Below are 12,284 nucleotides of genomic sequence, written 5' to 3' on the forward strand. Positions count from 1 at the left end.
ACCTATCCCTCTTTAAGACCTTCCTCAATTATCCTCTTTGCCCTATCTATAAAAAGGATGCCATCCAGATGGTCGATCTCGTGGCAGAGGGCCCGGGCCAGCAGGTCCTCCCCTTCGATCTCCACAAATTTTCCCTCCGGGTTTTGAGCCCTGACCCGCACTTTTTGCGGCCTTGGTACTTCGCCGGTTATCCCCGGTATGCTCAAGCACCCTTCGATTTCTACCACTTCTCCCTCTTCGTCGATTATTTCAGGGTTGACGAGCTCAATTAGTCCTTCTCCCACATCTACGACAATAATCCTTTTTAATATGCCGACCTGGGGAGCTGCGAGCCCCACGCCGTTGGCGTGTCTCATTGTTTCCGTCATGTCGGCAAGCAGCTGTTTTAGCTTTTCGTCAAACACGGTAACCTTTTTGGATTTCTTCCGCAAAACTTCATCGCCGTACCGGCGTATATTCCTTATCGCCATGATCAAGCCTCCGTTTACAGTAAATCCTGGGGATCCATGTCCCAGGTCAGATAAACTTTCCTGTTTAAGTTCTTTATATTTTTTAAAACATCCCCGGCTTCAATTAACCTTTCTGGTTCGGTGCTTTTTAGCAATATATTATACCGGAAGTTGTCCTTTACCCGGAACCTCGGCGCCGGTATGGGCCCCAAAATTTTCACCAGGGAGGAAATCCGGTGTTCCAGAATTTTTCTCACATCCTCCGCCGCTGCTCTGACAAGGTCCTGGTCCGCCCCCGTAAAAGTCAGGTTCATCATATGGCAGAAAGGCGGATATTCAAACTTTTTCCTGCACCTGAGTTCTTCCCTGTAAAAATCCTTAAAATTGTAACCGCAGGCAGCTCTAATGGCCGAAGATTCCGGAGAATATGTCTGGACTATTACTCTGCCCGGTATTTCACCCCTGCCAGCCCTTCCGGCTACCTGGCTTATCAGCTGGAAGGTCCTTTCTCCTGCTCTGAAGTCGGGCAGATTCAGAGTAATATCCGCGGCGATGATACCTACCAGCGATACCCCCGGAAAATCGAGGCCTTTAGCAATAGTCTGGGTACCAATCATGACCTGAGCCCTGCCGCCTTTAAATTCCGAGAGCAGCTTCTGGAGCGAGCCCTTCCTGGAAGTGGAGTCGGCATCAACCCTCACCACGTTCACCTGGGGAAAACGGATTTTAAATTCCTGTTCCACCTTTTCGGTCCCCGCACCGAAGTAACGTATATTCCTGCTGTCGCAATCGGGACACGTATCGGGGGCCTTTACGTGGTAACCGCAGTAATGACACCTACCGCTCTTGTCGCTGCTATGGTAGGTGAGGGAAATGTCGCAATGGGGGCATTTTAACACAAAGCCGCAATCCCTGCACAGTACAAAAGTGGAATGCCCCCGGCGGTTGAGAAAAAGTATAACCTGTTCACCTCTTGACAGGGCCGCTTCCATTTCAGAGCATAGCTTCCGGCTGAATATATGCCTGTTTCCGGATTTCAATTCTTCTCTCATATCCACGATTTCGATCGGCGGCAGCGGCCTTCCCGATACCCGTCTGGTCAGTCTCAAAAAAATGTATTCTCCTTTTACGGCTCTGTAAAAGGATTCTACGGATGGCGTGGCGCTGCCGGAAATAATCGCCGCTCCCTCGGCTTCGGCACGGAAGCAGGCAACCTGCCGCGCATCGTAAAAAGGAAACTCCATTTGCTTGTAGGATGATTCGTGTTCCTCGTCGATAATTATCAGTCCCAGGTCTTTAATGGGTGCAAATACCGCCGACCTGGCGCCTATGGTTATATCGGCGTCCCCTTTGTAAACCCTGTACCACTCCAGGAACCTCTCACCCCTCGACAACCCGCTGTGTATCATTGCTACTCTTCCTGGAAATCTGGCGTAAAACCTTTCCATCATCTGAGGTGTTAGAGAAATTTCCGGCACCAGTACCAGGGCCCTCTTTCTCCTTGCTAAAGCTCTCTCTATAGCCCTTATATAAACCTCTGTTTTCCCGCTCCCCGTTATTCCGAAAAGCAGTACCGGTTTTCTTTCTGCCTCCATATTTTTATTTATCTCTTCCAGCACCCTAGCCTGCTCAAAAGTAAGCCGGTAAGATACAGGCTGCGCTCCGCTTTTAGGAAATTGACTGATATCCGATTTAACGCGGCATTCCCTTTTTATAAACCCTTTTTTCATCAACGCTGAAAGGGCATTTCTCACCGATGGTTTGGCGAGTCCCGTCGTTTCTGAAATTACATCCACCGTCGCCGGGCCCTTATCCCGGATAACCCGGAAAATCTCTTTTTGGATTTCTGATCTAATGTCGCCGATTTCTTCCACCGCGGTCGTGTAAACGGCTTCTTTCTGAAGGCTGACGGAAGGGGGAAGCATCAATTTGAGAAAGTCTATTAAATTTGTAGCGTAATACGAAGCCAGCTTGCGGGCAAGATCCAGCATAAATTGCGGCAATACAAAACGCTCATCTACGCCGATAATCTCCTTGAGTTGAAAATCAGGGACCATATCCCCGGGTTCTAAGAAACGTATCACCACACCTTCAACAATTAAATTGTTAAAGGGGACCTTTACCCTGCTGCCCACCCGCACTTTATCTTTCAGAGGTTTAGGAACCATATAATAATACTCGCCCTTGACCGCGGGATGTTTAACGTCAACAGCTACCTCCGCCAGTTTGCTCAAAAAATTCCCCTCCCGAAAATAACACGGCCTCACCTAACGGTGCTTTAGCTGTAACCATACTATAAATTTATATCAATTTCTAAGATACTGTACTACTCTGTCCAGGATGGCATGGGCCACTTCTTTCTTGGTCATTTTGGGAAGTTCTTCAATCTCACCGTTTCTATGGATAATCTTAACAATATTGGTATCAACTCCAAAGCCGGCTCCTTCAACCGTGACGTCGTTTACCACTACTAAGTCGAGATTTTTCCGGTTTAATTTTTCTAGGGCGTTTTTTTGGATATCTTCAGTTTCTGCAGCAAATCCGACCAGAATCTGCTTTTCCTTTTTTTCACCCAGTTCCTTTAAGATGTCCGGGTTTTTTTCCAGCTCCAGGACCAACCCCTCATCCTTTTTCTTTATTTTCTGCTCCGAATAGTTTTTAGGTCTGAAATCGGCAACAGCGGCTGCTTTAATCACCACGTCACACCATGAGAAAAATTTTAGCACCTGTTCCTGCATTTCCAGGGTTGTCTCCACTGCCACATATTTATAAAGCCCTGCTGGTCGAGGAAGACTGGTAGGGCCCGAAATAAGTATAACCTCACCGCCGCGTTCCACAGCGGCCTCCGCCAGAGCATATCCCATTTTGCCGGAGGAACGGTTGGAAATGAATCTCACCGGGTCTATGGGTTCTCTGGTGGGACCTGCGGTAATGAGGATTTTCTTATTTTGAAGATCAGTTCCGGTTCCCGCCAATTGCTCTATGACCTTCAATACATCGGCGGGCTCCGGAAACCTGCCCTTGCCTGAATAGCCGCAGGCTAAAAAGCCCTCGGCAGGGTCCATTACGAAAAATCCTTTTTCTTTTAAGTAATTGATGTTGTCTTGGGTTATAGGATTACAGAACATATTTACATTCATAGCCGGCACCACGAGCACTTTTGCCCTGGTGGCCAGAACAGCTGCGGTCAACATGTCGTCAGCGATACCGGCGGCCATTTTCGCAATTACATTGGCGGTAGCCGGAGCCACCACGAAAAGGTCCGCCCTGTCGGCAAGGGATACGTGCTCTACTTCCCAATGAACGGGCTTTTCGAACATATCCGTAATAACAGGGTTTCCGGACACTACCTGAAAGGTTAGGGGAGTTACGAATTCCCTGGCAGACCGGGTCATTACCACCTGAACCTGAGCTCCCCTTTTTTTCAAAAGCCTTACCAATTCCACTGCTTTGTAAGCAGCGATACTGCCTGTCACTCCCAGCGCTATGAATTTATCTTTCAACATAAATCCACCCTACTTATTTGTTACCGGCCATGGGGCGCTCGATTTTTATTTTCCCGGCGTCCAGCTCGAAAAGGGCCATAGATACGGGTTTTGTGGTCTTCACATCCACAAGTTTTGGGGAACCTTCAACGAGTTGCCGCGCTCTTTTGGCAGCTGCGACTACGAGAGCGTATTTACTTTCGTATTTGTTGGTCAGCGAATCTATGGACGGGTACATCATATATTAATCCCCTCCCGGCGCTTTAATTGTATTAAATCCATGTTTCTGTAAACCTTGCATCTTTCTGCAATAATTATGGATTCAAGTTTCTCTACCGCCGCTTCCAGATCATCGTTAACCACGGCATAGTCGTAATAAGATATGGCTTTTAACTCTTCTTCGGCACTTTTTATCCGCAGGTTGAACGACTCTTCGGTTTCACTTCCCCGCTTTTTAATGCGATTTTTAAGTTCTTCGATATCCGGCGGCAAAATAAATATAAAAACAGCATCGGGGCAATTTTCTTTTACCTGTCTTGCCCCTTGAATATCTATTTCGAGGATTACGTCTTTCCCGGCTTTCAGTTGTTCCTCAACGAATCTCCTCGGAGTACCGTAATAATTGTGGTAGACCCTAGCCCACTCCAGAAATTCGCCCTTCTTTATCATTTTTTCAAAATTTTCCCTGTCGGTAAAAAAGTAATTCACGCCGTGGACCTCTCCCGGCCTGGGGGGTCTTGTAGTCACGGAAACGGAAAGGGTAAGTTCGGGCCTTTTTCGCAGGAGTAAATTGCACAGCGTTCCCTTGCCTGCTCCAGAAGGGCCCGATAGAACTATCAGCATTCCCTTTTTAGGCATAAGGTTTCTCTCCTATAATTCTTCTATTTCTTCTTCAACCACTTTGTCGTTCAGCCGGTTAGCCACTGTTTCGGGCTGTACTGCGGAAAGTATCACATGGTCGCTGTCGGTAATTATAACCGCACGGGTACGCCTCCCGTAAGTGGCATCGATAAGCATGCCTCTGTCACGGGCTTCCTGGATTATGCGTTTGATAGGAGCGGATTCCGGGCTTACGATCGCAATAATCCTGTTGGCGGAAACGATGTTGCCGAAACCTATATTTACAAGCTTTATTTCCACGACGTTCCCTCCTTAAATATTATTCTATATTCTGTAATTGTTCCCTGATTTTTTCCAGCTGGCTTTTGATCTCGATGACTTCCTGCGCTATTTTATAATCGGAAGATTTGGCAGCGATGGTATTTACTTCTCTGAAAAGCTCTTGAGCAATAAAATCCATCTTTTTACCCGAAAGATCCTTCGACTCCGGCATACCCTTAAGTTGAGATATATGACTTTCTATCCTTACCAGCTCCTCGCTTATGTCGGATCTCTCAGCAAAAAACACGACTTCGGATTCCAGCCTTTCTTCGTTTAGTTCTTCTCCTCCGGCGATCCTGGCTATTTTCTGGCGGAGCCTTTTTCGATATTCATCCACAACGGCATCCGCCCGTATTTTTATATTTTCAACCCTTTTTTGTATAATATCAAGCCTCGAGGAGATGTCTTGCCAGAGATTGATACCTTCCCTCGTCCTCATTTCAATCAAGCTGTCCACAGCTTCCTTTAAAGCACCCTTCAGTGAAAACCACATCTCTTCCTCTTCGGGAAATTGCTGCTCCACCTTAAAAAGGTCCGGCATCATCGAAAGCAACGAAAGGGATACGGGGCCTTCGAAACCAATTTCTCCCCTAATCTCTACCAACTTTTTATAATAACTTTCCACGGCCGATTTGTCAATTTTAATGTCTACAGGGAGCGTTTCTGAAGAGTAGTTTATAAATACGTCAATACGCCCCCGGGCTATACGCTCTTTAATAAAGCTTCTTATTCTCTCCTCCAGGAAAAGCCAGGGCCTTGGCAGTTTGATATATATTTCAAGAAAACGGTGGTTTACCGATTTTATCTCAACCTCCCAGTTTACCTTTCCGCTGCTCCTGCCGCGGCCGTAGCCCGTCATGCTTCTGATCATATTAACTCAACGACCTTCCCGCATCAAAAACTAAGGCTTTCCTTTATTCTCCTCATGGCTTCTTTCAGCCTGTCGTCCGGTGTGGTCAGGGATATCCTCACGTAACCCTCGCCGTGATCTCCATAAGCATTACCCGGGGTAACTACAACAGCCGCCTTTTCTAATAGCATTTCCGCGAAGGAGCTGGACGTATACCCTTCCGGAACCGGAACCCAGACGTAAAACGTGCCCTTGGGAGGTTCAACCTCAAGTCCCACTTCTCTCAGTGTTTCAACCACGAGATCCCGCCGCCTTTTAAATACTGATAACATTTCATCTAAACTATTCTGGGGGCCTAACAGGGCTTCAATCCCCGCCCTCTGGATTGCGGTAAACTGCCCGGAATCCACGTTGGTCTTTATAATCCCCAGGGCGGCAATTACATCCTTGTTGCCCACCGCGTATCCCAGTCTCCATCCGGTCATTCTGTAGGGTTTGGAAAGGGAGCCAAATTCCACGCCTATGTCTTTTGCACCCTTCACCGATAACAAACTGGGGGCCTTGTATCCGTCAAAGGTGACTTCGGCGTAAGCGCTGTCGTGGCAGATTATTATATCATATGTTTTTGCGAATTCCACGGCTTCTTCAAAGAATTTTTCGTCGGCTACGGCGGCGGTGGGATTGTTCGGGTAACACAAAAACATGAGCTTTGCTTTTCTAGCTATTTCCGTGTCTATGCTTGAGAAATCCGGAAGGAAATTGTTTTCCTTTAACAGGGGCATAGAATAGGGTATGCCTCCCGCAAAAAGCGTGGCTGTTTTGTAAACGGGGTAAGCCGGGTCCGGAATCAGAGCATAATCACCGGGATCGATAAAGGCAAAAAATATATGGGCGATACCTTCTTTTGAGCCTATGAGGGCCATAACTTCGGATTCCGGGTCTAAATCTACTCCGAACCTTCTTCTATAATATGTAGCAACAGCCTTTCTGAAATCGAGGGATCCCTCGTAGTCCGGGTATTTATGGCATTCGGGATCCCGGGCGGCTTTTTCAAGGGCATCTATAATGTTGGGTGGCGTCGGCAAATCCGGATCACCCACGCCCAGGCTTATAACATCAATTCCTTTTTTTCTGAGCTCGGCAATTTTTTTGTCAATCTGGGCAAAAAGGTAAGGCGGTATTTGTTTGATACGCTCTGCAGTTTTCAAAACTATCTCCTCCATATTTAAAGTGTGTTAAGGTCTATATATCCCGAATAAACTTCTACGGCGGGGCCTGTCATGTAAACTCTACCGTTATCTTCGATTTCTATAAAAAGATCACCTCCAGGCAGGCTTACAGTAACTTTGGGTCCCACGATACCCTTTTTATAAGCCGCAACCGCCGAAGCACAGGCACCGGTTCCGCAGGCCATTGTAAGGCCAGCTCCTCTTTCCCAGACTCTCATTTTCAAACGGTTCTGTCCTTTAACTTCCACAAATTCCACATTAGTTCTTTTCGGGAAAAGGGGGTGTCTCTCGATCGCCGGTCCAAAGCGCTCTACCGGAAACCCTTCAACGTCATCCACAAATATCACGCAGTGAGGATTTCCCATCGAAACGCCGGTAAACTTAAACACCCGGTCGTCTACGCTGATTTCAAGGTCCACAGCTTCTTCATCCGGGTTGCCGGTCACAGGTATATCCTTTTTTCGCAGGCTATAGCACCCCATATCCACCCTTACGCTTTCTATGAGGTCATCCTTTATTATAATCTCCGGTTTAATTACTCCCGCGGGCGTTTCGACGGTTATACTCATCCTGTTGACCAGACCTCTGGAAAAGGCGTAGCGCGCAAAACAGCGGATGCCGTTGCCGCACATGTCGGCTTCACTTCCGTCGCTGTTGATTATCCTCATCTTTAGATCACACTTATCCGAAGGTAAAACCAGCAATATGCCATCGGCACCGACGCCGGCGTGTCTGTCGCATATTTTTTCCGCCTTTTCAAATATTATTCGTACATCTTCTTTAAAACCGTTTACGACTATAAAATCGTTTCCAAGGCCGTGCATCTTGGTAAACTTCATATTACACCATCACCCTCATTATTACTCCCAAAATCATTATTTATTATTATACCACCTAATTCCTCTTAAAACAATATGTGCATTATGGTATACTAGTAGCAGCTTAATCTCAAACAGGAGGGTAGCCATGCCTTTTGATGGAATTGTACTGAACGCCGTTCTCCATGAACTTAAAAAAACACTGGTTGGCGGCCGGATTGATAAGATATACCAGCCGGACAAAAACGAGATCGTGCTTTTCGTGCGGCATTGTAGGGAAGAAAATAAACTGCTGATTTCAGCCCATCCTCAAAACTGCCGTTTGCACATCACCGAAAAACACAAAGAAAATCCCATCTCGCCTCCTATGTTCTGCATGCTGTTGAGAAAAAATCTCATTGGCGGAAGGATCAGGGAAATCAAGCAAAGAGATCTGGAGCGCTTAGTCGAAATAGAAGTCGAAAACACGGACGAATTCGGAAGGATCGTTCTTAGAACGCTGCTGGTAGAGATAATGGGCAAGCACAGCAACATAATACTTATTGATGCCGGCGACGGCACGGTAATAGATTCCATAAAGAGGATACCTCCGGAAATAAACCGGGTGAGGCAGGTTCTTCCCGGAGTAAAATATGTATTCCCTCCTTTCAGCAACAGGGTAAGCCTGCTCTCGGTTGACAATAATCAAATTATGTCAATAATCCTGGACCTGCTAAACCGTTCTGACAAAACTTTACAGGTTTACCGGTGGATCACCGAAAACTTCATGGGGGTCAGCGGAGCGGCTTCCAAAGAGATCCTCTTCAGAAGCGGTATTGACGCCAACAAACCCGTGCCGGAATTGACTGAGGAGGAAAAGCGGAGAATCGCCGAGACACTGGTGAAACTTTCGATTGACATAAGAAATTTGCATTATTCGCCGAAAATTTACGTTGATCGCAGCAACCGGCAGCCTTGCGATTTCTGGGTCTTCCCCTTACACCACCTGACTTCTTTTTATGAGGTTTCGGGTTGCGGTGTAAACGAGACAGTCGACCGTTTTTACAGTCAAAAAGAGGATTTCGAAGCACTGATAAATATCAAAAAGACTCTTACCCTTCACGTCTCCAAACACCTGAAAAAACTCAACCAAAGTTTAGTCTTTCAGCGGGAAAAACTGGCCGAAGCTCAGGACGCAGAAAAATTTCGTATCTTCGGTGAGGTCCTGTCGGCCTATCTTTATAAACTAACCCCCGGTATGAAAGAGATAAGCCTGCCGAATTTTTACGACGAAAACAAAAGTGTGGTAATACCCCTGGACGAAAAGCTTTCACCGGCTCAAAACGCCCAGAAGTATTTCAGCAAATATAAAAAACTCCGGGCGACGCGGGAAAAAGTAGAAGCTCAGATGGAGGAAACGGTGCGCGAAGTCGAATACCTGGAGACCGTGCTCTATAACATAGAAGCTGCGGAAACCCTTGAAGATGTTACCGAAATCCAGTCGGAGCTATTTAATGAGGGATATATAAAAGAACACGAGAAAAAAACAAAGGGTGAAGACTACCGCTCTCACCCCATGAAATATAAATCCTCCGCGGGCTTTGTAATTCTTGTAGGCAAGAATAACAGGCAAAACGATATGCTCACCCGAAGGGCAAAACCCGATGATATATGGGTTCACGTTAAGGACGCTCCCGGTTCCCACGTGATAATACAGACGGGCGGGCGCAGGATTGACGACGACACCATCCTGGAGGCCTGTACTCTGGCGGCATATTACAGCAAAGCCAGAAATGGCGGCAACGTCCCGGTGGACTATACTTTGAAAAAATACGTAAGGAAGCCCCCGGGAGCAAAACCGGGTTTTGTAATTTACGATCACCACAAGACCGTTTACGTAACACCGCATGACGATCTTATTGAAAAGTTGACTAAAATATGACAACCTTTTTTGGCTTATTTTTTAAGAATTACAACGCAGTTTTCCCCGTCCACTTCCTCCAGTTTTACCTTTATTACTTCGTCCCTGGACGTGGGTACATTTTTGCCGACATAATCCGGTCTTATGGGAAGTTCCCGGTGGCCCCGGTCGATGAGTACAGCCAGCTGGATCATCCGGGCCCTCCCCAGGTCGGACAGCGCGTCCAGGGCCGCCCTCGCGGTCCTGCCGGTGTATATCACATCGTCTACCAGCACTATCTTTTTCCCGGTAATTTCAAAGGGAATTTCCGTTTTATTTACAACCGGCTGTTGCGAAAGGGTTGACAGGTCGTCACGGTAAAGGGTTATATCCAGAACCCCTACCGGCACTTCCACCCCTTCTATCTCTCGTATTTTCGAAGCCAGTCTTGCAGCGAGAGGCGCTCCTCTCCTGCGAATGCCGACCAGAACCAGGTCTTCGACACCTTTATTGCGCTCGATAATTTCGTGGCTGATTCTGGTCAACGCCCGTTCTATTGCCTTGTCATCCATTATACGGGCTTTTTCCTCCATTTACACCACCCTTTTTCTCAAAGTATTTAACATTTCGGTTAAATCTTGGGGAATGGGAGCTTCAAAGGTCATAAATTCTCCAGATCGGGGATGGTACAGCCCGAGCCTGTAAGCGTGAAGGGCCTGCCCGTTGATGTTAAAGGGACTTTTTTTTCTGGAGTACAGCGGGTCGCCGACAACGGGGTGACCTATAAAGCTCATGTGTACCCTTATCTGGTGAGTCCTGCCCGTCTCTATGTTGACTTCGATAAAAGTAAAATCTCCGAACCTCTCCAGTACTTTAAAATGGGTAACGGCTTCTTTCCCGTTCTTTGCGGTCACTGCCATCTCCACCCGCTTCACGGGGTGCCTCCCTATAGGCGCTTCAATTGTCGCTCTGTCTTCCGGGATATCGCCCCATACCACAGCCAGATAAGTTTTTCTCACCAGCTTGTTTTTAAACTGCCTTACAAGTTCCCGGTGGGCCATATCGTTTTTTGCCACAACTATCACTCCGGAAGTATCCTTGTCGAGCCGGTGAACTATGCCCGGCCTCATAACTCCGTTTATACCAGAAAGATCTTTTGTGTGGTATAAAAGGGCGTTCACAAGGGTGCCCGAGTAGTTCCCGGGGGCCGGGTACACCACCATGCCGCGGGGCTTGTTGACCACAATTATATCCCGGTCCTCGTGTATTATATCCAGAGGGATGTTCTCAGGTTCCAGGGATAGGGGTTTCGGAGACGGTATATTCGCTACAATAACATCGCCTTTTTTCAGTTTGTAATGGGGTTTAACGCTCCTGTCGTTTACCCTGATCCATCCCTCTTCGATTCCCTTTTGTATATAGCTCCTGGAAAGGTCGTTTAATGCACCGCTCAAAAATACGTCGAGGCGCTTTTTTGCGTCCTCTTCCTGCACCGAGATTTTAAAGACCTTACCCAAAAAACCGCCCTCCCGTCCGTCACTCAAGGCTTTTCATAATATGAGAATCAAAGATTATTATATACGCCAGCAACGCCACGCCTATAACGATGGCCGAATCCGCCAGATTAAACACCGGCCATACCCTGAAATCAATAAAATCGACCACGTAACCAAATCGCAAACGGTCCGCCAGATTTCCCGCAGCCCCGCCCAGAATAAGAGAAAGCACCATCCTGAAAAATCTTTTTTCCGGGGGTATTCGGAAGATGTAAAAAATGAGGGCAGCTATGACCATCAAGGATACTGTTGTGAAAAAGATCACCCTGCCCTGGAGGATGCTGAAAGCCGCCCCCGTATTCTGGATATAAGTTATATACAGTATATCCTTAATGACCGGAATTGACTGATGGGGAACCATTCCAACCCGAACGATGTATTTAGTGAATTGATCGATAATGAAAACGGCTGCTGCCAGAATCCATGCACTCAATATTAAAACCCCCGCGTATTAAATTCACATCAAAATTATATACCAGCGGCTTGAGAACTTCAACGAATAAAAAATAAATACCCAAAACGGGTATTTCAGCTTGTAGACAAAGCCGCTTTTAGGTTATGCATCCTAAAAGCGGCTTTTTGTTGAAGGCGAAGAAAATTTTTAAGAAAAACGAATGTAAAGCGGGGACTGTTGGCGGAAACGTTCCCCGTCTTTTCTTCCATAAAGCCAGCTTTTTTAAATTCATGCATGCGAAAAGAAGCGTGAGGTAATGTCCGACTTTCCTCAAGCCTCGTAGATTTGTATAGCGCATGCCATGCTTTTCCTTCGCATCGGCAAATACCCGCTCGATGGTCTGGCCGCGCATTTTGTATAGTTCTTTACCCCATTGGGTGTGTCTTATATCTTCCGCTTTTTC

14 protein-coding genes are annotated in these 12,284 nt (G+C 47.0%); 1 reads left to right on the top strand and 13 read right to left on the bottom strand.

Annotated elements, in window-relative coordinates; translation table 11 throughout:
* Nucleotides 1-2 precede the first annotated feature (2 nt).
* The 9 genes from def to dapF all read right to left on the bottom strand — a co-directional run bounded on the left by def (nt 3) and on the right by dapF (nt 8,013).
* Complete coding sequence (gene def, locus LZ11_RS00780; protein WP_148865710.1) at nt 3-470, bottom strand: peptide deformylase; 468 nt, start codon at nt 468-470, stop codon at nt 3-5.
* 14 nt (nt 471-484) lie between these two features.
* The gene (gene priA, locus LZ11_RS00785; protein WP_148865712.1) at nt 485-2,683 is read right to left on the bottom strand and encodes a replication restart helicase PriA; all 2,199 of its coding nucleotides are present in this window, start codon (nt 2,681-2,683) and stop codon (nt 485-487) included.
* Nucleotides 2,684-2,755: 72 nt separating this feature from the next.
* A complete protein-coding gene (gene coaBC / locus LZ11_RS00790; protein WP_148865714.1) occupies nt 2,756-3,955 on the bottom strand; it encodes a bifunctional phosphopantothenoylcysteine decarboxylase/phosphopantothenate--cysteine ligase CoaBC in 1,200 nt (399 codons plus the stop codon).
* A 13-nt stretch (nt 3,956-3,968) separates the two neighbouring features.
* Nucleotides 3,969-4,175, bottom strand: a complete 207-nt coding sequence (gene rpoZ / locus LZ11_RS00795; protein WP_148865716.1) for a DNA-directed RNA polymerase subunit omega — start codon at nt 4,173-4,175, stop codon at nt 3,969-3,971.
* Nucleotides 4,172-4,792 carry a guanylate kinase gene (gmk, locus tag LZ11_RS00800; RefSeq protein WP_148865718.1) on the bottom strand — a complete coding sequence of 207 codons (621 nt, stop codon included), beginning with the start codon at nt 4,790-4,792 and terminating at the stop codon, nt 4,172-4,174. Before gmk ends, rpoZ begins: the two co-directional genes overlap by 4 nt.
* Before the next feature lie 12 nt (nt 4,793-4,804).
* A complete protein-coding gene (remA, locus tag LZ11_RS00805; protein ID WP_013275823.1) occupies nt 4,805-5,074 on the bottom strand; it encodes an extracellular matrix/biofilm regulator RemA in 270 nt (89 codons plus the stop codon).
* A gap of 19 nt (nt 5,075-5,093) precedes the next feature.
* A complete protein-coding gene (locus LZ11_RS00810; protein ID WP_148865720.1) occupies nt 5,094-5,966 on the bottom strand; it encodes a YicC/YloC family endoribonuclease in 873 nt (290 codons plus the stop codon).
* A gap of 23 nt (nt 5,967-5,989) precedes the next feature.
* On the bottom strand, nt 5,990-7,153 hold the full coding sequence (locus LZ11_RS00815; protein ID WP_148865721.1) for an LL-diaminopimelate aminotransferase: 1,164 nt from the start codon (nt 7,151-7,153) through the stop codon (nt 5,990-5,992).
* Between the two features lie 17 nt (nt 7,154-7,170).
* A complete protein-coding gene (gene dapF, locus LZ11_RS00820) occupies nt 7,171-8,013 on the bottom strand; it encodes a diaminopimelate epimerase (protein WP_148865723.1) in 843 nt (280 codons plus the stop codon).
* A gap of 127 nt (nt 8,014-8,140) precedes the next feature.
* On the opposite strand from dapF, the gene LZ11_RS00825 reads away from it, so the two are divergent.
* Nucleotides 8,141-9,913, top strand: coding sequence for an Rqc2 family fibronectin-binding protein (locus tag LZ11_RS00825; protein WP_148865725.1), 1,773 nt, complete (start codon nt 8,141-8,143; stop codon nt 9,911-9,913).
* 14 nt (nt 9,914-9,927) lie between these two features.
* On the opposite strand, the gene pyrR is transcribed toward LZ11_RS00825, so the two are convergent.
* The 4 genes from pyrR to LZ11_RS00845 form a co-directional block, all read right to left on the bottom strand.
* A complete protein-coding gene (gene pyrR / locus LZ11_RS00830) occupies nt 9,928-10,464 on the bottom strand; it encodes a bifunctional pyr operon transcriptional regulator/uracil phosphoribosyltransferase PyrR (RefSeq protein ID WP_148865727.1) in 537 nt (178 codons plus the stop codon).
* Nucleotides 10,465-11,388 carry an RluA family pseudouridine synthase gene (locus LZ11_RS00835; RefSeq protein WP_148865728.1) on the bottom strand — a complete coding sequence of 308 codons (924 nt, stop codon included), beginning with the start codon at nt 11,386-11,388 and terminating at the stop codon, nt 10,465-10,467.
* 19 nt (nt 11,389-11,407) lie between these two features.
* Entirely contained in the window at nt 11,408-11,860 is a 453-nt protein-coding gene (gene lspA, locus LZ11_RS00840; RefSeq protein ID WP_148865730.1) for a signal peptidase II, read from the bottom strand.
* Nucleotides 11,861-11,978: 118 nt separating this feature from the next.
* On the bottom strand, nt 11,979-12,284 hold a 306-nt coding region (locus LZ11_RS00845), incomplete at its 5' end, for a transposase (RefSeq protein ID WP_187695037.1).

This window comes from Thermosediminibacter litoriperuensis (genome assembly GCF_008124715.1).
GTDB classification, from domain to species: domain Bacteria; phylum Bacillota; class Thermosediminibacteria; order Thermosediminibacterales; family Thermosediminibacteraceae; genus Thermosediminibacter; species Thermosediminibacter litoriperuensis.